The organism is Micromonospora sp. NPDC002389 (assembly GCF_040296095.1).
Lineage (GTDB): Bacteria > Actinomycetota > Actinomycetes > Mycobacteriales > Micromonosporaceae > Micromonospora.
Genome location: NZ_JBEOWP010000012.1, coordinates 1 through 20778 on the forward strand (window position 1 = coordinate 1; position 20778 = coordinate 20778).

General features: G+C 70.1%; 18 protein-coding genes and 2 pseudogenes. 11 read left to right on the forward strand and 9 right to left on the reverse strand.

The features are described 5' to 3' along the window. Positions 1-124: 124 nt before the first annotated feature. A pseudogene (locus ABT008_RS22070) lies at positions 125-310 on the reverse strand (IS256 family transposase); the annotation flags it as partial. Between the two features lie 101 nt (positions 311-411). Between ABT008_RS22070 and ABT008_RS22075 the strand changes: the two are divergent. Next, positions 412-699: pseudogene (locus ABT008_RS22075) on the forward strand (transposase); the annotation flags it as partial. Positions 700-861: 162 nt separating this feature from the next. On the opposite strand, the gene ABT008_RS22080 reads toward ABT008_RS22075, so the two are convergent. Next, positions 862-1677, reverse strand: a complete 816-nt coding sequence (locus tag ABT008_RS22080; RefSeq protein WP_350698114.1) for an ABC transporter permease — start codon at positions 1675-1677, stop codon at positions 862-864. Further along, on the reverse strand, positions 1674-2651 hold the full coding sequence (locus tag ABT008_RS22085; protein ID WP_350698115.1) for an ATP-binding cassette domain-containing protein: 978 nt from the start codon (positions 2649-2651) through the stop codon (positions 1674-1676). The genes ABT008_RS22080 and ABT008_RS22085 overlap by 4 nt, the downstream gene beginning before the upstream one ends. 54 nt (positions 2652-2705) lie before the next feature. Between ABT008_RS22085 and ABT008_RS22090 the strand changes: the two genes are divergently transcribed. Further along, the gene (locus tag ABT008_RS22090) at positions 2706-3476 is read left to right on the forward strand and encodes a TetR/AcrR family transcriptional regulator (RefSeq protein WP_350698116.1); all 771 of its coding nucleotides are present in this window, start codon (positions 2706-2708) and stop codon (positions 3474-3476) included. 207 nt (positions 3477-3683) lie between these two features. Here ABT008_RS22090 and ABT008_RS22095 read toward each other — a convergent pair whose 3' ends face one another. From ABT008_RS22095 to ABT008_RS22105, 3 genes are read right to left on the reverse strand one after another with little or no spacing between them, the layout of a single operon-like run. Continuing rightward, positions 3684-4502: an S-methyl-5'-thioadenosine phosphorylase gene (locus ABT008_RS22095; RefSeq protein WP_350698117.1), complete on the reverse strand. Its 819-nt coding sequence runs from the start codon at positions 4500-4502 to the stop codon at positions 3684-3686. Positions 4503-4539: 37 nt separating this feature from the next. Next, complete coding sequence (locus ABT008_RS22100; protein ID WP_350698118.1) at positions 4540-5088, reverse strand: hypothetical protein; 549 nt, start codon at positions 5086-5088, stop codon at positions 4540-4542. Next, positions 5085-6449: a molybdopterin-dependent oxidoreductase gene (locus ABT008_RS22105; protein ID WP_350698119.1), complete on the reverse strand. Its 1365-nt coding sequence runs from the start codon at positions 6447-6449 to the stop codon at positions 5085-5087. Before ABT008_RS22105 ends, ABT008_RS22100 begins: the two co-directional genes overlap by 4 nt. A gap of 113 nt (positions 6450-6562) precedes the next feature. Between ABT008_RS22105 and ABT008_RS22110 the strand changes: the two genes are divergently transcribed. Then, a complete protein-coding gene (locus ABT008_RS22110; RefSeq protein WP_350698120.1) occupies positions 6563-7627 on the forward strand; it encodes an NAD-dependent epimerase/dehydratase family protein in 1065 nt (354 codons plus the stop codon). Between the two features lie 13 nt (positions 7628-7640). Here the strand turns inward: ABT008_RS22110 and ABT008_RS22115 are convergent, their stop codons facing one another. Then, positions 7641-9053 (reverse strand): hypothetical protein, encoded by a 1413-nt coding sequence (locus ABT008_RS22115; protein ID WP_350698121.1) that lies wholly within the window; start codon positions 9051-9053, stop codon positions 7641-7643. 146 nt (positions 9054-9199) lie between these two features. Here ABT008_RS22115 and ABT008_RS22120 point away from each other — a divergent pair, with 146 nt between their 5' ends. From ABT008_RS22120 to ABT008_RS22140, 5 genes are all read left to right on the forward strand, one after another. Next, entirely contained in the window at positions 9200-9874 is a 675-nt protein-coding gene (locus ABT008_RS22120) for a glycosyltransferase family 2 protein (protein ID WP_350698122.1), read from the forward strand. Beyond that, positions 9871-10653 carry a TIGR04282 family arsenosugar biosynthesis glycosyltransferase gene (locus tag ABT008_RS22125; protein WP_350698123.1) on the forward strand — a complete coding sequence of 261 codons (783 nt, stop codon included), beginning with the start codon at positions 9871-9873 and terminating at the stop codon, positions 10651-10653. Before ABT008_RS22120 ends, ABT008_RS22125 begins: the two co-directional genes overlap by 4 nt. Beyond that, a complete protein-coding gene (locus ABT008_RS22130) occupies positions 10650-11375 on the forward strand; it encodes a methyltransferase domain-containing protein (RefSeq protein ID WP_502890486.1) in 726 nt (241 codons plus the stop codon). The genes ABT008_RS22125 and ABT008_RS22130 overlap by 4 nt, the downstream gene beginning before the upstream one ends. 221 nt (positions 11376-11596) lie before the next feature. After that, positions 11597-12919, forward strand: coding sequence for a GNAT family N-acetyltransferase (locus tag ABT008_RS22135; RefSeq protein ID WP_350698124.1), 1323 nt, complete (start codon positions 11597-11599; stop codon positions 12917-12919). 462 nt (positions 12920-13381) lie between these two features. Further along, on the forward strand, positions 13382-15718 hold the full coding sequence (locus tag ABT008_RS22140) for a lysylphosphatidylglycerol synthase domain-containing protein (protein WP_350698125.1): 2337 nt from the start codon (positions 13382-13384) through the stop codon (positions 15716-15718). A gap of 99 nt (positions 15719-15817) precedes the next feature. Here ABT008_RS22140 and ABT008_RS22145 read toward each other — a convergent pair whose 3' ends face one another. Then, a complete protein-coding gene (locus ABT008_RS22145) occupies positions 15818-16168 on the reverse strand; it encodes a VOC family protein (RefSeq protein WP_502890488.1) in 351 nt (116 codons plus the stop codon). A 420-nt stretch (positions 16169-16588) separates the two neighbouring features. Between ABT008_RS22145 and ABT008_RS22150 the strand changes: the two genes are divergently transcribed. Continuing rightward, a complete protein-coding gene (locus tag ABT008_RS22150) occupies positions 16589-17539 on the forward strand; it encodes a serine hydrolase domain-containing protein (RefSeq protein ID WP_350698275.1) in 951 nt (316 codons plus the stop codon). A gap of 502 nt (positions 17540-18041) precedes the next feature. On the opposite strand, the gene ABT008_RS22155 is transcribed toward ABT008_RS22150, so the two are convergent. After that, positions 18042-18623 (reverse strand): hypothetical protein, encoded by a 582-nt coding sequence (locus ABT008_RS22155; protein ID WP_350698126.1) that lies wholly within the window; start codon positions 18621-18623, stop codon positions 18042-18044. Between the two features lie 102 nt (positions 18624-18725). On the opposite strand from ABT008_RS22155, the gene ABT008_RS22160 reads away from it, so the two are divergent. Both ABT008_RS22160 and ABT008_RS22165 read left to right on the forward strand, forming a co-directional pair. Beyond that, on the forward strand, positions 18726-19511 hold the full coding sequence (locus ABT008_RS22160; protein ID WP_350698276.1) for a polysaccharide deacetylase family protein: 786 nt from the start codon (positions 18726-18728) through the stop codon (positions 19509-19511). A 45-nt stretch (positions 19512-19556) separates the two neighbouring features. Then, positions 19557-20747 carry an MGDG synthase family glycosyltransferase gene (locus ABT008_RS22165; protein WP_350698277.1) on the forward strand — a complete coding sequence of 397 codons (1191 nt, stop codon included), beginning with the start codon at positions 19557-19559 and terminating at the stop codon, positions 20745-20747. Positions 20748-20778 lie beyond the last annotated feature (31 nt).

The window sequence follows — 20778 nt, forward strand, 5'->3', positions numbered from 1 at the left end:
CCCGAGAACACCATCTTCGTCAGATCATCGATCTTGCACACATGACCTCAACGACATCGATCACCTTCGGTCACCACCGAATGTGAGACAGAGCCTCGCCAAACGGTGTTTCCGGCGATCTTGGTTAGTAGGTTTCAGCGGTCGGGAAGCGGTCGCTGAAGGTGATGGCGAAGGCGTTCAGGGCGGGTTTCCAGCGGATCGTCCATCGGGTTCTGCCTGTGCCGGTGGGGTCCAGGGACCGGGTCACCAGGTACAAGCATTTCAACGCGGCCTGCTCGTTGGGGAAGTGGCCACGGGCTTTCAACAACCGGCCCCGCAAGAGCCTTGGCTGGAAGACTCCGGCCGAGGTCTTCGCCGAGCAGCTAAGCTCGCTGAAACAGCCCGGTGTTGCAACGACCGATTGAACTCGCCCAGTTCACCTCATGGGCATTCACCCGCCGGGTCCAGGAAGCTGGCCTGGCACCATCGATGGGATCCATCGGCGACTGCTACGACAACGGCATGATCGAGTCGTTCTGGGGTCGCATGCAGACCGAGCTGCTCAACCGCCGACGCTGGCGCACCCGCATCGAACTGGCCAACGCGATTTTCGAGTACCTGGAGATCTTCCACAACCGGCAACGCCGCCACAGCTCGCTGGGCATGCTCACCCCAACCGAGTATGAAAGGCTCCATCCGATCGCCCTGTCCGTCGCCTGACGCCAACCGACACGGCTCCGAGAAACCCGGGGAACATCATTCTTGATCATGGTCTGATGGCCGTGGGGAGGAAGTCGTCCGTGGCAGCACCGAAGAAGTACCCCGATGAGCTACGTCAGCGTGCTGTGCGCTTGTACCGCGAGTCGGATCCTCCCCGGGCCTTCACCGTCCCCTGCGCGTGTAGGCACGCAGCGACAGCGGGACAAACACCGCCAGCAGCGCGGCCGACCAGAGTAGGACGGCGGTCACCGGATGTGCGAGTGGCCAGGCCACGTCTCCGGACGGGGCGCCCGGGTTGCCGAACAGCTCCCGTGAGCCGGCGGTGAGCGCGCTTACCGGGTTCCAGTCGGCGAGGAAGCGCAGCCAGCCCGGCATGCCGTCGGTCGGGACGAACGCGTTCGACAGCATCGTGAACGGTAGGCCCAGCGGCACCATCGCGTCGGCGACCTGCTCGTTCTTCACCGCCAGGCCCACATAGACGCCCACCCAGCTCAGCGCGTACCGCAGCACGATCATCAGCAGGAACGCCTGAGCCGTGGGGATCAGACCGCGGTGCGGCTGCCAGCCCACCAGCAGGCCCGCACCCACCATGATGGCCAGCATCAGCAGGCCGGTCAGCAGGTCGGCACCGGTCTGGCCGAACGGCACCGCCAAGCGCGCCATCGGCATGGAGCGGAACCGGTCCATCACACCGCGGGAGGCGTCGCTGGCCGTCCGCGTCATGACCCCCAGCCACGCGGAGAAGGTCACCATCGCGAACAGGCCTGGCATGAGGTACTCGCGGTAGTCGCCACCGGGCACCTGGATCGCGCTGCCGAAGACGTACCCGAACAGCACCACCATGACGGCCGGGAAGATCAGCGCGGCGACGATCTGCCCGGGCTCTTGTCGCAGCCGTCCCAGCTCGCGGCCGATCAGGGTCAGCCCGTCGATGAACGTCCAGCCCAGGCGACGCAGTGGTGAGGTGAGGGTGGTCATCGGACAGGCTCCTTGCGGTCGGTGAGGCGCAGGAACACCTCGTTGAGGGTGGGGCGGCGCAAGCTCACGTCGGCGGCGGCGACTCCGGCGTGGTCGAGCTCGCGCACGATGTCGGCGAGGCGGAGGCCGGTGGCGGGCAGGGCGACGCTGAGCCGGTCGGCGTCGGTCGGCGTGGGTTCGGTGCCGGCCAGGGTGTTCAGGATGGTCGCCGCCTCAGGCAGTGCGGCGGGGTCTTCGAGGGTGACATCGAGGCGGTTCCCGATCGTGGCCTTCAGCTCGTCGGGCGTGCCCGTGGCGATCACCTGTCCGTGGTCGATGACGGCGATGTCGTTGGCCAGGTGGTCGGCCTCGTCCAGGTACTGCGTGGTGAGCAGCACCGTGGTCCCGTCGGCCACCAGCTCGCGGATGCTGGCCCAGATCTCGCCGCGGCTGCGTGGGTCCAGGCCGGTGGTGGGCTCGTCCAGGAAGAGCACAACGGGGCGCAGGACGAGGCTGGTGATGAGGTCGAGGCGGCGGCGCATGCCGCCGGAGTAGCCGGCGACCGGGCGGTCGGCGGCGTCCATCAGCCCGAATCGGTCAAGCAGCTCGTCGGCCCGCCGGTGCGCCTCGCGCCGGGACAGGTGGTAGAGGCGCCCGAACATGCGCAGGTTGCCGCGGCCGGTGAGCTTCTCGTCCACGGCGGCGTACTGGCCCGCGAGTCCGATCCTCTCCCGCACCTTGCCGGCCTCGCGGACGACGTCGTATCCGGCGATACGGGCGTGCCCGGCATCGGGATCGGACAAGGTCGCCAGGATGCGCAGCGCAGTGGTCTTCCCCGCACCGTTCGGCCCGAGCACGCCGCAGACCGTTCCTCTCGGAACGCTCAGGTCCAGCCCTCGCAGCGCATGGGTGCCGCCGAAGGACTTGTGCAGCCCTTCGGCGACCACGATCGGGTCCGCCATGATCTCCCCACTGGGTACGTTGTACGCGGTCATGGCGGCCAGGCTAGGCGACTGGGTACTATGTACGCAACCAGGAGGAGTGGAACGGTGACAGACGCCGAGTATGTGAGCATCTGGATGCGGCCCGAGCGCCCCGCCTACGGGCCGAAACCGGCCTACAGCCGTGGGCAGATCACCGAGGCGGCGATCCGGATCGCCGACGCCGAAGGGCTGGAGGCCGCCACCATGCGGCGGATCGCCGCCGAGATCGGCGCGGGCGCGATGTCTCTCTACCGGTACGTCCCCAGCCGCGACGACCTCATCGAGCTCATTGCCGACCGACTGCAGGGCGAGATCGACCTCGAGGGCATGCCCTCCGGCGACTGGCGCGCGGACCTGACCCGCTACGCCAACGGGCTGCGGGCCATGTGGCTGAGGCACCCGTGGATCGCCACCGTGCGCCGGGCACTCCCCAGCTACGGCCCCAACCAGCTGCTCGTGATCGAACGGGTGATGGGCGCCCTCGACGTCCACGTCTCCATCGACGAGAACCTCGGCCTTATCGCCCTGCTGACCGGGTACGTGGAGAGCGCCGTCCGCGAGGAGATCGGCTGGGCCGAGGAGGTCCGCCGCAGCGGGCTCGGCGAGCCGGAGTGGATGGTGCGGAGCGCCCCGCGTGTCGAGCAGCTGATGAAGAGTGGGGAGTACCCGATCTTCACCAAGATCGTGGTGCAGGCGCGCCGGCCGCACCTGAGCCGCGACGAGCAGTTCCGGTACGGGCTAGAGCGCGTCCTCGACTGCATCGCCGCGGCCATCCCACCAACGGCCGAGCCTCCAGCGCCGGCAGCTCGAAAGAGGCGGAAAGACCGCGACGATTAGCCGTCCCGCCGCCCGGAGGTAATCCGCCGGGCCGAGTTGCGCAGGGAGGCGATGGCCCGCGCCCAGCTCACGCACCCGGACGTGGCCGGCCTGTGCGCTCTGGCTGCAACCTCGACCATCAGAATCACCTTGCTGGGGAGCGGTTGCCTCGTAGGCGCACACCAACTGGCACAGGGCCCCGAACGAGTCATGGCGCCTCCGGTGTGTTCAGGGCAGGGTGATCGGGAGCGGGACGCCCTCGTGTCCCCGTCCACAGGGGCAGTCGACGGGATCGGGCATGGCCGGCACGGCATGGTGGAGCACCTTGCGCAGGAGTTCGACGTTCGCGGCGAAGATGCGCAGCACCTCGGTGTGGCTGACCGCGTCGGCCGCGTCGATTCCGGCATCGAGGTCGGTCACCAGGGCGATGGGTGTGTAGCACAGCTCCAGCTCACGGGCGAGGACTGCCTCCGGGTGTCCGGTCATGTTGATCAACTGCCAGCCCTGGCGGGCGTACCACTGTGATTCTGCCCGGGTCGAGAAGCGTGGCCCCTGCACCACCACCATCGTGGCGCCGACGACCGGGTCGAGCCCGACGGCGCGGGCGGCAGAGGCGACCGTCGAGCGTCCGTTCGGGCAGTACGGGTCGGCGAACGACACGTGCACCGCGCCGTCGTCGAAGTAGCTGTCGGCCCGCCCACTGGTCCGGTCGACCAACTGGTCCGGGAGGACGAGCGTCCCGGGTGTCAGTGCCGGGGTCAGTGATCCGACCGCGCAGGGTGCCAGAACCTGGCGTACTCCGAGCGTGCGCAGCGCCCAGAGGTTGGCCCGGTAGTTGATCCGGTGTGGTGGGAACCGGTGATCGGCGCCGTGTCGGGGTAGGAACGCCACCCGCCGGCCATCGACCTGACCGACGGTGATCGCCTCGGACGGGCGGCCGTACGGGGTGGACACGTCGACCGACCTGCCACCGGAGATCAGCTCGTACAGCCCGCTGCCGCCGATCACGGCCACCTCGGCCAGGGGCGGCTGTGCGAGTCCGGTCATGTTCTGCCTCCTGCGAGTGTGACGGGGGTTGAGCTGTTCACCGCGCGAGCCCGTCGAGTTGTCGTCGACGGATCCGGCGCAGCGCGTACAAGCCGCCGCTGACCAGGAACAGCGTTCCGGTGATCATCAGCCACCGATGCAGGTACGGCTGCTGGTCCTGACCGGTGGCAGCGAGATAGGTGTCCCGGCCCTGTCGCAGGATTCCCGGGAGATAGACAAGGAACAGCAGTCCGGCGGCGAGTGCCGGCACCCGGACGTGGTTCAGCGCCAAAGGTGGGGGTGAGGGCTGCCCGACCCGCAGGCCTGCCGTCTGGCGGGTGGCGTTCGGGGGGTAGCTCGAGCGTGTGCTGTCGAAGCGGTCGAGTACCTGTCGCAGCCCCTGGTCGGCCGTCGCGTAGATCGGGAAGAGGATGAGGTCGTGGGCCACGACTGCGCCGACGAACCAGAGCAGCATCCGGCCCGCCGACGGCTCTCCGGCCAGTCGGAGTGCGATCCAGCCGGTAAGGCCGAAGCAGGCGAGCAGGACGGCCAGGTGCCGTAGGGACGACCCGTAGGCCGCCCGGAAGCGGGCGCCGGGCCGGTTCACTGGCTGTCCGTTCGGAAGTCGATCTCGGCGACCCATTTCGTGCAGTGCACGCCGGGAATGGCGGGGATGATCACCCTGGCGGGAAAGCCGTGGTCGGCTGAGAGATCGGCGCCGTTGACCCGTAGCGCGAGCAGGGAGTCGCCGTCGAGGACCTGGTTGGCCTGGAGGATCGCCTGGTTGAACTGGCCGGCCTGCTCCAGCGAGCGCACCCGAGCGGAGGCCGGATCGGTCACTCCCACCAGGGCGGCGAGGTCGCGCAGTCGTACGCCCGACCAGGTCTGCAGCGTCGACCACCCCTCCACGCAGGAGATCGGCAGGCGGGCGGTGTGCTGGCTCATCGCGATCAGCCGGGGCCGGTCGAGGGTGACCAGGCGTCCACCGCCGCGTACGGTCAACCGCCACTGCGGCCCGGTCTCGTCCGGTCGGATGCCGGCCGCGACGGCGGTGCGGTTGACCGGGAAGCCGTTCGGTCCACTGTCGAGCTGCCGTCCCCTGGGCAGCAGCAGCGCGGTGCGCCGCCAGCCACCGTCGAGGGTCTGCCCGGCCGTGAGGGCGCCGAGGAGCAGGGACAGGCCGCCGACCAGGGCCACCGCGCCGCGTCGGCTCACCGTGGGTGTGCCGGGTGCGGTGGGAACCAACTCGTCCGGGTCGGGTGCCTCGGGTCGGCTGTCGGCCAGTGGGGTACGCAGTGTGGCCCGGAGTGGCTCACCCTGCCCTGGCAGGCGGGGATGCCGGAGGGTCGGCCGGGAGCGCAGCGCGCTGATCATCCGGGGCAGCTTCAGCGCCACGTGTGCCACGAACGCGCCGATGAAGACCCAGGCGCCGAAGTAGTGCGCGGTGTAGAAGTCGAAGCCGAACAGGTACGCGTACTGGATGTTGAGCAGGCCGGTCGCGATCTCGAAGAGGATCCCGCCGACCAGCAGTAGCAGCGACAGCCGTTCCAGGACCTGGGCCAGGGAGCGGGCCGGCGGCCAGACGAAGAGCTTCGGGATCACCGACCACAGCTTCGCCAGTACCACCGGGATCAGGATGATGCCGAGCGTGACGTGCAGCCCCTGGGTGACCCGGAACAGCCAGGACGGCCTGGTCGGCCAGTCGAACGGCGGTAGCCGCAACCAGCCGACATCGCGGGGGAGGGCCTGACCGAACTGTGGGCCGTAGGCGGCGTAGTCGAGTAACCCCGTGATGATCACCAGCGGCAGGCCGGCGAGGAGCACGGCGCCGAAGATGGCGGTGAGTCGCGGGCCGCGCAACGGGCTGCGCCACCGATCCCCGCCGAGACCCGGGACCGGCGGGCGATGCCTGTCGAGGGCACGCCACCACCTCTGCGGAAAGCCGAATCGCCGGTCCGTCAGACCCATAGCCGGCAGGTTAGACGCCACTATGCCCCGATTTGGTGGATACCCCGATACCGAATGCCTGCCAATCGGCGGAACCGCGCCCACGCCGTCCGTGTCCGATTACCGTCACGGGGATGCGGGTACTGCTCACCGGCGCCGCCGGTTTCATCGGATCGCAGGTCGCCGACCTGCTCGTGGCCGAGGGCCACGAGCCGGTGGCGCTCGACGCGATGCTGCCCCAGGCGCACGGCGGACAACTGCCCGACTGGTCCCGGCGGCACGATCTGGTGGCCGGGGACGTCCGGGACGCCCGCCTGCTGGACCGGCTCCTGTCCGGCGTGGACGCGGTGTGCCACCAGGCGGCGATGGTGGGGCACGGGCTGGACCCGTCCGACGCCCCCGACTACACCAGCCACAACGACTACGGCACCGCCGTGCTGCTCGCCGCGATGCACCGGGCGGGCGTGACGCGGCTGGTGCTGGCCAGCTCGATGGTCGTCTACGGTGAGGGTCGGTACGAATGTGTGACCCACGGCGTCGTGCGGCCGGCCTGCCGCAGCGTCGCCGACCTGACGGCTGGCCGGTACGAGCCGGCCTGTCCCCGCTGTGGGGGGACGCTCGCACCGGCCCTGGTGCCCGAGGACGCGCGGTTGGAGCCCCGGAGTACGTACGCGGCCACCAAGCTGGCCCAGGAGCACCTGGCCGCCGCGTGGGCGCGGCAGACCGGCGGCAGTGCCTGGGCGCTGCGCTACCACAACGTCTACGGTCCCCGGATGCCCCGGGACACGCCGTACGCCGGGGTGGCGTCGATCTTCCGGTCCGCGCTGGCGGCGGGCCTACCTCCGAGGGTGTTCGAGGATGGCCGGCAGCGACGCGACTTCGTCCATGTCACTGATGTCGCCCGGGCGAACCTGCTGGCGCTGACCGCCACCCCACCACCGGGTGGGCTGGTGCCGGTCAACGTCTGCTCCGGCGAGCCGCATACCGTCGGCGAACTGGCCGCCACCCTCGCCGAGGCGATGGCCGGACCGGCACCGCTGATCGTCGGCGGTGGACGGGCGGCCGATGTCCGGCACGTGGTCGCCGACCCCCGCAGGGCGGCGGAGCTGCTCGGCTACACCGCCCAGGTCGGGTTCGCCGAAGGGGTGGCCGCCTTCGCCACCGATCCGCTCCGAGAACCGGCCGCGCTCGCGGCCTGAGTGGCCGCCGGGGTCAGGACACCGTCCAGAGCAGGTGGTTGACCGCGAGGGCGGTGAGCGCCTGCCCGGCCAGCCACCACCGATGGGCGCGCGGCGGCAGATGAGCGGTGGCCACCAGCAGCCAGACCACGAACGGCAGCCAGATCCGCTCCACCTCCGCCTTACTCAGCCCGGACAGGTTCGCTGCGCTGACCATCAGCGCGGCGGCCAGTGGCAGCAGCACCGTCGGCCCCGCCGCCCGAAGGGCGTCCAGCAACCCGATCACGCGGTGCCGGCTGGACCCGCGCCAGGCTGCCGCGGCGGACCGCGCCGGACGGACCGCTGCCCGCGCTGTCCGACGCAGCGCCGGCCCGAGCACCGGGCCGGCACAGACCACCAGCGCCGCCAGGTTCGCCCACACCCAGTACCCGTACGGGCGATCCGCCCCCCAGCCCTGGTAGTACCGCTCGACCACCAGGTGGTAGCCGTCCAGCCACCAGAAACCGGCCAGGGTGAAGGCGAGCACCACCGCGCCGGCCCCGGCGAGCCCCGCGAGTAGCGCCGGCCAGCGGTCCCGGGACCGCAGCACCAACACCGCCAGGGCCGCGATGCCGACCAGCACGAAGCCGTACGACAGGTACAGGGCGACGCCGAGAAGCAGGCCCCCGGCGACGGCGGCGACCCGTCCGCGTACCGCCAGCAGGGCCAGCCCCGCCGCGACCACACCGGCGAAGATGCCGTCGGCCGACACGCCCACCCAGACGGAGCCGGGCAGCAACACCAGAAAGGGCAGCACTGTACGTGCCGACTGCGCCGCGCCGAGCGCCCGCAGCGCCACCGGCACCGACACGGTCACTGTCGCCCCCACCAGCACGCATGCCAGGGCGGCGGCAGTGGGTCCGCCGAGACCCACCCGATCCAGCACGACGAAGGCCAGCAGCGCCCCCGGCGGATGGCCGGCCGTGTGGGTGGACCAGGAGTCCGGCTGGAAGTCGAGGATCCGGGCACTGAAACCGGCCACCGTCGCCGGGATGTCGGTGATCGCAGGCACCTCGTGCAGGTACTCGGCCTGCGGTGTGAGCCGCTGGGTGAAGCCGGCTGACCAGCCGTCCACCAGAGCCAGCGACATCGTCCAGGCCACCGCCGCGAGATAGCCGGCGACCAACAGCCGACCCCAGCGAGCAGTCCGAGCCCACCGGGCGCCCCAGCCGACCACCCCTGCGGCGACCAGGAGTGCGGCCGGGGTTCCCCAGCCCACGTGCGGACGCCAGGTGGCGTAGATCGGCGCGGCGTCGGCGTGCAGCCCGACGCCGCGCGCGTTGAGCACCATGCCGACCCCTACCGCGGCGGCGACCAACACCACCTCGACACCGAGCACGACCAGGTCGGCGTCGACGCGTCGGGCGGACTGCTCCGGCGCCTGCTGCAGGGGCGAGCTCGTTCTCATGACGACCGGACGGTACGGCCCGCACCGACTCTGTGATGCCCGAACAGCCAGGACATCCCCATCCGGTACACGCCGATACACCGTTAAGAACGCATATCGTGTTGTTTAGCTCTCTCCGGGTCGTTCCGCGTCCTAGCGTTCCCGGTATGTCATCACGGATCGACGTGGTACTGCCGTGCCTGGACGAAGCGGCGGCGCTGCCCGGCGTACTCACCGCCCTGCCGCCCGGTTACCGGGCGATCGTGGTGGACAACGGCTCCCGGGACGGCTCGCCGGAGGTCGCGGCCCGACACGGCGCCCGGGTGGTGCACGAAGCGCGCCGGGGCTACGGTGCCGCCGTCCACACCGGACTGGAGGCGGCCGACGCCGAACTGGTCTGCGTCCTCGACGCCGACGGTTCCTTCGACCCCACCGAACTCCCGACACTCGTCGCGCCGGTCGCGGACGGCTCGGCCGATCTGACGGCCGGCCGTCGCCGGCCGGTCGCCGCCGGTGCCTGGCCGTGGCACGCCCGAGCCGGTACCGCCCTGGTCACGGCGCTGCTGCGGCACCGCGGCATACCGCTGCGCGACCTCAGCCCGATCCGGGTGGCCCGCCGCGAGGCGCTGCTCGGCCTCGGCGTCACCGACCGCGCCTTCGGATACCCCCTCGAACTGCTCATCCGCGCCGCCGCGGCCGGCTGGCGGATCCGCGAGCTCGACGTACGCTACTCGCCCCGCGCCGTCGGCACCCGCTCGAAGGTCTCCGGCTCGGTACGCGGCACACTCCGCGCGACCCGAGACTTCGCCGGGGTGCTACGCACGGTGGACGGGCCTCGGTGACCATCCTGCTGGTAGTGGCGAAGGCACCCGTGCCAGGGGCGGTGAAGACGCGACTCTGCCCGCCGGCCAGCCCACTCCAGGCAGCCCGGATCGCTGCCGCCTCGCTGCTGGACACCCTGGACACCGTTCGCGCCACCCCCGGGGTGACCCCGGTGCTGGCCCTCGACGGGCGCCTGGCCGACGCCGAGGAATCCAGCGAACTGACCGCCGCGCTCACCGGCTGGCGGATCATGCCGCAGCGGGGCACCGACCTCGGCGACCGACTCGCCAATGCCCACGCTGACGTAGCCGCCGCACATCCAGGGCGGCCGGTCCTCCAGATCGGCATGGACACCCCACAACTGACCCTGACGCAGCTCGACGCGGCCGTCCACCGCCTCGCCCTGACCGACGCCGTGCTCGGCCCCGCCGTCGATGGCGGATGGTGGGCGTTGGGCCTGCGGGACCCCCGGCACGCCGGCGCGCTACGGGCGGTGCCGATGTCCACCGCACGGACCGGACGCTGGACCCGGACGGCTTTGCGTGGACAAGGGTTACGAGTCGATCCATTACCCCTGTTACGCGACGTCGACAACTGGGCCGACGCACTGGCGGTGGCCTTGCTCACCACCGAAGGTCCGACGGCGTGGCCGGCCGGCACGAAGGTTCGGTCGGAGCGGCCGATCCCGGCCGGCCCGCACGACGCTCGGGAGCGGCGGGGCGCAGTTGCCCCGCGCGGCCGGTTCGCGAGCCAGGTTGTGGCGGTCCGAAGCAGCCTGCTGTCAGGGATCCAGCGGTGACCCGCAGCGTCCGGGCCAGACCCGTGGAGGCGTTCGGCAGCGCGCTGCGGCACCAGACCGAAGTCCATTGGCTGGTGCACGACGACAACGGTCGACGTAGCCGACTGCCGGTACGCCGATGGCACGGGTCGGCCGAGCCCGCAGTGGACGCAGTCGTCACCCGATGCGCCGGCCCGACCCTCGACCTGGGCTGCGGCCCAGGTCGGCTCACCCTGGCACTGACTCGGGCTGGTCTAACCGCGGTCGGCGTCGACATCTCCGCGCAAGCGGTCCGCATGACTCGGGCCCGAGGCGCGGTCGCCCTTCAGCGAGACATCTTCGATCCGCTGCCCGCCGAGGGAACCTGGTCACACGTGGCGCTCATCGACGGGAACATCGGCATCGGCGGCGACCCGGTAACCCTGCTCGATCGGTGCCTCGACCTGCTGCGTCCCGACGGCACCGTGCTCGTGGAACTCGAACCACCCGGTTTCGGCCTGTGGCGTGGTCAGGCCCGACTGGCGGTAAGGACCGCCAGGGGCGGACTGCGCCTAGGGCCATCGTTCCTCTGGGCCCGGCTTGACACTGCGGCGGTCGACGGGGTGGCAAAGGCCGCCGGACTCACCGTCCGCGGGGTGTTTCATCACGACCGGCGCTGGTTCACTGAGCTGGCCATCTCGCGACCCTCCGAGATCGACAGATCCCAGCCCGCCGCTCCTGGCCGGGACCTATCCACTCAATAGACGCGAGAGCAGTAGCGTCACCAAGAGTGTCAGATCGACGGCTGATCTTGATTGGTTGAACTGTGATGGCTCGGCTGAGTCGGCCTCGAAGGCGATCTAGAGCGTGGATAAGCGGCCCTCCACCAGGGCAGGGCACCCGAAGCAGCAGCACCAGCGATGTAACACGGGCGGGGATGTTCGCAGGCTTTGCGGTTTGCGGTCGGGTTGGTAGAACGTAAGTCATGACAACGGCGAGCGATCGTTACCTCGTGCGGCCGGGCCGGCCCTGCGATGCCGCCGAGTTGGCGGCGCTGCAGGCCTCGGTCCAGCTGTCGGCCTCGACCGACGGAACACCGGACGCGGGTATCGCCGCCTGGGTCGAGGATCTCCTGGACGGTCATCCTTCAGTCAGGCACGACGACTTCGTGGTGGCCGAGGAGATCGCCACCGGCCGCCTGGTGGCCAGTCTCGTCGGGCTGCGGCAGGACTGGAGTCTCGCCGGAGTACGGCTGCCGGTCGCCCAGATCGAACTGGTCGGCACCCTGCCCGCGCATCGCGGCAATCGGCTGACGGAGCGGCTGTTCACCACGTTGCACCAGCGGTACACGACCGACGGCGTGCCGGTACAGATGATCGAGGGGATTCCGTACTTCTACCGGCGGCTCGGCTACGACTACGCCTTGGCCAACGACGGCGCACCAACCGTATCCGCCACCGCACTACCCGCCAACGGACAGGACCAGCCGACCGGTGGCCTGACGATGCGGCCCGCCACGGTCACCGACGCGGACGCTCTCGCCGACCTCGACCGGTCGCTTGCCGACAGCACCACCCTGACCTGCCCCCGCGACGCGGCGACGTGGCGATACGAGATCGCCGGACGCCGCCCGACAGCCACCGCCCGCCGCACGGTGGCCGTCCTCGCCCGCGACACCCACGTACTCGGCTACCTGGTACACGGTGTCCGCTTGTCCGCCACCGGCGAGCTGATCGTCGTCGCGGCCGCCTGCCCACCGAACCAGTGGCCGCAGGCCGCCCCCGCGATGCACACCTACCTCGGCCGGACCGGCCGGCAGCACGAGGCATCGCAAGGCCGACCGTTCACCGGGGTGCGGCCCATCCTCGACCCGCGGCACCCGCTCATCCTGCTCACCCCGCCCGGCGCACCACAACGACCCCGAGGCTGGTACGTCCGCACCGGCGACCCGTGCGACCTGCTCGCCCGCCTGCGACCGGTGCTGCGGGAACGCTGGCGCGCGGCCAACCTGCACTGGCCCGAGGCGACACTGACCATCGACACCTACGGCCATGCCGCCCGCCTGACGTTCACCGACGGTCACCTGACGGCAGTGACCGCCGTACGCGGCGCCGTCAGCCCGCCCACCGACCCGGCGACCCACGCCGCAATCCCGCCCACCGCGCTACTGCAACTGGCCCTCGGCCACCGCAGCCTCCCCGACGTGCTGAACCTCTGGCCCGACTGCCTGCTACGCGACCGCCGCACCGAACACTTCCTCACCGCAGCCTTCCCCACCGTCCCCGTCCACGTCTGGCCACGCAACTAACTCACCGGCCGAACGGACCCGACAGCGGCAATTCACGCACACTGAGTCGGGCACGAGTCGCGGGCATGCCGGTTGGCTTACGTCCTGCCGGAGCTGTCCCCGGTGGCCGAGGTTGCGGCAGTTCGCCGTCCATAGCGGCACCGTATCGTCGCCCCACCGGCTCCGGACTCGACCACGATGAGCATGCCACCCTCCCGGGTCGGGGATCGCCTCAGCGGGCACGGGCCTCAACCATGCCCTTCCGGGTGATGAGATTCGCCGCGCGGTCTCCGGCCGATTGCCGCCGAAGGCGGAGGCCGCCCGCCTTCCAGATGCGGCTGACTGAGGATGGCCCGGCCGCCGCGTCCGGCGGCCGCCGAAGTCATGATTCGCCGGAACGCCCGTGCGGCGCGTAGGCCAGGCCGTAGTGTTCGGGTCATCGGCGACGCGAGCGGGTCGAGGAGCCAGCCGAGGATCTTGGTCATGCGAACTCATCGCCCGTCGCCGGCGCTGCTGGCCAGTCTGACCGCGTCGACCGGCCTGCTGGTCGCCGTCAGTGTCATGACGCGGCACCGTCCCGTTCCGCTGTGGGAACGGGACCTGTTCGCCCTGTTCAACCACCTGCCTGCGGTAGTGACGCCGGGCCTGGTCGTCGTCATGCAGGCCGGCTCATATCTGGCGGTTCTCGTCGCCACCGCGGTGGCCGTTCTCCTACGTCGGACCGACATGGCATGGCGGCTTCTGCTCGCCGGCAACCTGGCGTACTGGCTTGCGTTGGCCGTCAAGGCGGCGGTCGCCCGGCAGCGCCCCTCGGCCCTGATCGCCGACGCCATCGTTCAAGGCTCGGTCACTGGGGATCTCGGCTTCCCCTCGGGGCACGTCGCGGTCGCGACCGCCTTGGCGCTGATCCTCACGCACCGGGGCACCACCCGTCAGCGCCGCCTCGCCTGGAGCCTGGTGGCGCTGGTCGCCGTCGCCCGGATCCACGTCGGTGCGCACCTGCCCGTCGACGCGGTCGGCGGAATCCTCGTCGGCTGGCTCGCGATGTGCCTCACCCTCCTGGTCACCGGCGACGTCGGGCCGCAGATGGCGGCGCAGACCGTGCGTGGTGTGCTGCGTCGTCGGGGCTTCGACGTCGGCAGGCTGATCCCGATCCGGGGGGACTCCCATGGCTCCCAGCCCTGGCGGGCGGACACCGCCGACGGACGACGGCTGTTCGTCAAGATCACCGGAGGGGCGCAGCGGGACGCGGACTGGGCCTACAAGCTGTACCGCCGGATGCGCTACCGGCACGTCGCCGACGCGCCTCCGTATCTCAGCCCCAAACAGCAGAGCGAACACGAAAGCAACCTGACTCTGCTGGCCGAACGAGCAGGCGTGCGGGTCCCGTCCGTCGTCTGCACCGCCACCGCCGCCGACGGAAGCGCCCTGCTGGTGCAGGAGTTCATCGACGCGGTGACTCTCGGAGACACCGTCGGGCCGGTCCCGCTCACTGTCGTGACCGACGCGTGGAATCAGGTGGCGCTGTTGCATCAGGCCGGCATCGCCCACCGCGACCTACGCGCCGCCAACATGCTCGTCGACAGGGATTACGTTCACCTTGTCGATCTCGGCTTCGGCATCGACGACGCGCCGCCCGATCAGAAAGCCCGGGACATCGTCGAGCTGATGGTCGCACTCGCCACCCGGGTCGCACCGGCCGCCGTCGTCGATACGGCGATCAACCGACTCGGCGCCCATGCAGTAACCGACAGCGCCGCGTTCCTTCAGCAGCCAGCGCTCACCCGCGCCGGCCGTCAAGCCCTCCGCCACCAGCATGGGCTGCTCAACCATCTACGCGAGGAAATCCGCCGACGCTGCCCCGACCGTCAACGCCCACCGGCTCGGGTGGTCCGGATCGGCACCCGCGACGTCCTGCTCCTGATCGTGCTGGGACTGATCGTGCACCTGCTGCTCCCACAGCTCGGCGAGGTCCGCACCGCTCTCCACCTGATCACCCACGCACAGCCCGTCGCCGTCGTGGCGACGCTCCTGGGCTCTGCCCTCACCTACCTCCTCAGCGCCGTCGTGCTCCGTTTGGCCGCGGCCAACCGCGTACCGCTCGGCGAAGCCACCCTGGTACAACTCGCGGCCTCATTCGCCAACCGGCTGGCCCCCGGCAGCCTCGGCGGTGCGGCTCTCAGCCTGCGCTACCTTCACCAGAAGCGTCTCGGCACCGCCGGGGCCGCCACCGCAGTGGCCGTCTCACGCACCGCCGGCGCACTCTCGGTCGTGGCGCTCCTGCCGCTCCTCCTGCCCTTCGCCCGCCAGCCCACCCGCGTGCTCACCCACGGCGCCACCACGGCGCTGCCCCTGCTGATCGGAGCACTCGTCGCGCTCCTCATCCTCGCGGCGGCCCTCGCCATCCCCCGGATCCGCCACCGAGGACGTGAGATGAGCCGTCACGTCCTCGCCGCCTTACACACCTTGACCCACCACCACCGTCTCCCACGACTTCTCGGCGCCTCCCTGGCGCTCACCCTCACCTACGGCCTCTGCCTCTACCTGGCGCTGCTCGCCACCGGCCGGCCGTTCGCCATCACCCTCATCCCGCCGGTGATCCTCATCTGCGTCATCGGCGAAGGCGTCGCGTCCGCCGCACCCACCCCCGGCGGACTCGGCGCCACAGAAGCCGCACTCGTATCCGGCCTACTGCTCTACGGCATACCACTGGACACCGCCGTCGCCACCGTTCTGATCTACCGGCTGGCGACCTTCTGGATCCCGGTGCCACCCGGCTACCTCGCCCTACGCGCCCTGTCCCGTCGTCATGTCCTGTAACGCGTCTCGGCGACACCGACCCTCTACGCATTACCACACCAGGATGGAGACAGATCCGGACGTGTGATCTTGGCGGCTTTGCTGGCAGGTGCGCTGACGTCAGGTCGCGCCGAGGAGGTCCCACCGGTTGCCGGCGATATCGAGGAAGACCGCGACTCGGCCGTAGGGCTCGGTCCGTGGTTCCCGGACGAAGGTGACGCCGGCCTCGGTCATCCGTCGGTAGGCGGCTACCTGGCTACCGACAGCGGCACGCTGCTGTTCTCCGTCGGCGCGGGCGAGCAGAATCCCGGTCTGGGCAGCCGGGGGCCGGACGACGACCCACCGCTTGGGTCGTCCGTCATCGGTCAGCGATGGGGAGTCCTCGACGAGGTCGAAGCCGAGTGCGTCGGTGAAGAACGCGATCGCCGGGTCGTACTCCTCGACAATCAGGGCAACCAAGTCGATCTGCACCACGGCAGCGTACGCGCGGTCGTGTCCTGCTCGCCGCTCGCGCGCCGACAGCGGCATGTGCCGATGTCGACCCATCGAGCCGGGCACTGATCGTGCAGGTGACAGCTGACTCGATAGTCCAGCGCTAAGGAAGACTGGTGGGCATGGCTGATCTGGGTGCCCCGAAGGCGGTGCTGCACCAATACCTGCAGTCCGCCCGATGCTGGGTTGTTGGTCTGCTCGTCCCTGCTGTGAGAGCGGCATTACAGCACCGCGACGTGCCTTGTCGGTAGCGTCGCGAGAGTGACGCGACCACTTCGACCACTTACGGCAGGTCTCGATACCTACCCGGCCGATGGGGCTGCCGTGGCTACGATTGGCGAGGTGACCGTCCGGCAGAGCCGGCGGGTAACCGAAGGAATAGAAGACATGGCTAGATACATGTCGGGCCAGAACGGGGACTCGTCGCACCGACGGCTCATCGGGCCACTCCTACCGGCCTCCGGAGCCAGTGGTGTCGTCGTACACCGCGGTTGGGTCGTCGCTGAGTGGGGTAACCCAGATCGACCAGAGATGCTGTTCAGTGGCACCAAGAGCATCGTGTCCACCGTCGCCGGTCTCGCTTTCGACCAGAAGCTCATCGACGTGCACGCGCCGGTGGCGGATACCGTTGATCACCCGATCTTCACTACCGATGCGGCTCGTGAGATGACCTGGCACCATCTGCTGCAACAGACCAGCCAGTGGCAGGGCGAGCTGTGGGGGAAACCGACCTGGGTCGACGCTCAGAGTCGACGGGAGGGCACCGAACCCCAGGGCGGTCCGCCGGGGTCCGGGTGGGCCTATAACGACGTACGGGTGAATCTCCTTTGCCTGGCCCTGACGGCCCTGTTCCGACGGCCGCTGCCATCGATACTGCGGGAGCAGGTGTTCGATCAGCTCGGTGCCTCAACCTCTTGGGCGTGGCACGGCTACAGCAACTCAGTCATCGAGGTCTCCGGTTCCGGGGTGCCCGTGGTGAGCGGCGGCGCGCACTGGGGAGGCGGGATCTGGATCTCCGCCAACGATCTTGCCCTGCTCGGCCAGCTATACCTTCGCCGTGGGCGGTGGGCCGGCCGGCAACTGGTGAGCGAATCCTGGATCGACCGCAGCTGGCAGCCGTGCGAACTGAACCCCGACTACGGCTACCTGTGGTGGCTCAATGACCGACAGCGGGTCCAGCCCGACGCGCCAGCGAGCGGCCGTTGCGCCCGAGGGAATCTTGGCCGCCATCTGCTGTGGATCGATCCCGAACGCGACCTCGTAGTCGCGTCGCACTGGACGGACGACATCGGCGAGTTGGTCGCCGATGTCTCGGCAGCCGTTTCCGTCGACGATCCACCATCAAGATGAGTCTGCGTGATGCGGTGACTCGGAGCTGGTATCCGATCCCGCCACCAAGCCAGCAACACATTCTGGCCTGGGGCACGTTGGCGAACAACGTCCGGTCGGGCCTCTGACTCCCGGCCTATTTGACACGCCCACAACGGGCACGCTCTACACCACCTCCGTGGACGGAACCGGCAGAAGGACCGCGCCAGCGAGTCAAACCCCGACCCCCGACTCGGGCATGGCCAAGGCACCCGTTGCGACACACGCTTATCGACACGACTGGACCTCGACCGCCGTCAACAACGTCACCTTGGTGACGGCGCTTCGCGGCAGATGCGGGCGTCCGCGGGCAGTGTTCGGGCCGGTTGGGATACCTGAATCGTGCCTTGGCCCCAGATGCCTTGGCTGAGAAGTTGTAGCCCACTCCCGGCACCCGATCGGCGGCATGTCCGTGTACGTGGTCTTGGGTAAAATCCCGCTTGTGGCGCTGACTGCAGGTCGCTGATGCGTCTGCGGCTGCGGTCTAGCCGTTGCGCTTCACCAGATCAGCAAGGTGCGCACATGGCCGCTCGACGTCGCGGTGCCAGGCGCTACCGAGCACAGCGACGGGCCGGCTGACCTTCCTGGCCCTCTCATCAGCGGTCTCTACCGCAAACCCCACCGACAACGGCTCGCTCCCGAACCGGATCGGGCAGTCGATACGCACCTCGACTTCGATCCAGCCGGTACCGTCGGGACGCAGCAACCGAGACTGTCCGACACCTCGGACCCGGACACCCGGCAGTTCGCCGGTAGCCGCACGGACAGTGATCGGTGCCGGCCCAGCATTGATCACTGCCAGTTGTCCTGCCATCTGGTAGACGCCCCTGGCGTCCCCACCCCCGCTACCGCCGGACGCAACAAAGGCCACGAGTGAGATCGAAGAGTTCTGCTCCCGTTCCTCCCGCGAATCCCGCAGCTGGCCGACCGCAACACCGCCAAGCACCATGCCGACCACAGAGGCAGCGATGAGCCGCACGTTCATCTTTCGTCTGGTCATGACGCTGTCCGGAGCCGACCCACCCGAGGGCATCGACCGGTGATCGTGGCCGCCCAGGTCAATCACTCCGCGCTCCGCCGACATAGCGGGGCCTGACCTCAGCGGAAGGGGGTAACGGCTGGTGGGTGGCTGTGCCTGGGGACGGAGGTGCCGAGGGTGCGGGCGTTGATGATGGGTGCTGCGGCGGCCGTGGTGGTCGGGGCAGCGGTGCAGGCACTGCCGACGGTCCTCACCTGCGGGGCGGTGAGACGGCGGCTGTGTCCACGCCTGTCGGGACGGGGTCCGGTGACCCGGCTCGCGTTGACGTTCGATGACGGGCCTGATCGGGCCTCGACTCCACACTTCCTGCGCCTGTTGGAGCGGGAGCAGGTTTCGGCGACCTTCTTTCTGCTGGGCGTGATGCTTGACCGTGACCCGGGGCTCGGCCGGGAGGTGGCGGCCGCTGGGCATGAGGTCGCGGTGCACGGATGGGAGCACCGGAACCTGCTGGGACGTTCGCCCGCCGCCACCTACACCGACATCGCGCGGGCCCGGGACCGGGTGGCGGCCGTGGCGGGTGTTGCGCCGGTCTGGTACCGGCCGCCGTACGGGGTCCTGACGACAGCCGCGCTGGTAGCGTGTCGACGGCTGGAACTGACGCCGCGGTTGTGGACGGCCTGGGGCCGCGACTGGGAGGCCACCCGCCCCACGGAGTCGATCTGGCGGACTCTCGTGAAGGATCTCGACGGCGGGGGGACCGTGCTACTGCACGACTGCGACCATGCCTCCACCCCCGGCGCTTGGCGTGGCGCCTTGGCGGTTCTGCCGCGCCTGATCACCTGGGCGAGTGAACGGGACGTCACCATCGGCACGCTCGGTGCGCACCAGGTCCCCGACGCGAGCAGGCAGCGACGCAGGGACGGGCCGCGCGTCGACGCCTCGATAGGCCGGAATGGCGGCGGGAGGAGCGGGTAACCGGGCTCGGTGAATCTCCGGCGTGAAGGGGACACCAAGGCGTGGATGCCGCCCGTGGACGGTATCCGGCTGGGGCGGCCCGGGGCCGTGGGCGCGTCGGCTGGCCACCGGCCAACCGGCCGGCAGGGTCTGCCTGTCCCTGAGCGGATCGTGATCGTGTCTGCCGACATCGGCGCAGGACACGACGCCGCCGCCGCCGAGCTGGCCGGACGGCTGGCCAGCGACGGCATCGTGGTGGAACACATCAACTTCTTCACCGCGTTGCCTCAGCCCATGCACGCCGTCGTCCGCGAGGGCTATCGGGCGCTGCTTCGCTGGCTGCCCGGCAGCTACGACACCTTGTTCACCATCACTGACCGCTCGCCGCCGACGGTCGCCGCGATCAGGGCCGCGCTGCGGCTGGCCTCCCGTCGGATGCTGACGCTGATTCCGCCCGGCACCCGCCTAGTCGTCACGACGTTTCCGTTCGCCAACCAGATTCTCGGGCCGCTGCGTCACACCGGACGGCTCACGGTACCGGTCATCGCCTACGTCACCGACTTCGTCGTCCACCCGACGTGGCTGGCACCCGGCGTCGACACCTACTGCGTCATCCACGACACCGCGCAGCAGCAGGCCGCCACCCGTGGCATGCCGGACGTCCGCGTCGTCGCACCGTTGGTGCCCGCGTTGCCCACGCCGCTGTCGGATGCCGCCAAACGTGCCGCGCGCCTCCAGTTCGGCCTGCCCGACCGCGATCGGCTGGCGCTGATCGTCGCCGGGTCCTGGGGCGTCGGCGGCGTCACCCGCACCGCGGCGGAGGTGCTCGCCACCGGCTGCGTCACCCCGGTCGTCGTCTGCGGACGCAACGACAACCTGCGCCGCCGGCTGCTCGGCTTCCCCGGCCACGTCATGGGCTGGGTCGACGACATGCCCACCCTCGTGCGCGCGGTCGACGTCATGGTGGAAAACGCCGGCGGCCTCACCTGCCAGCAGTCCCTGGTAGCGGGGCTGCCGACCATCACCTACCGGCCGATCCCCGGCCATGGCAGGGCCAACGCCGAGGTGCTGGCCGGCGCCGGCCTGACCACCTACATCCGCGACGCCGCGCACCTGCGCTGGGCGCTGACCGCGTCGGCCGATCCCCATACGATGGCCCCTGCCCTCACGCCCGCCGTCGACATGGCCACGATGGTCTCCGAAGTCGCGCGCCAGACGGCTCGCCGGCCGGCTGTGCGTCGCGGGCATGCGGCATGACGGTGCCACCGCACCGGGCCCCCGACGACCT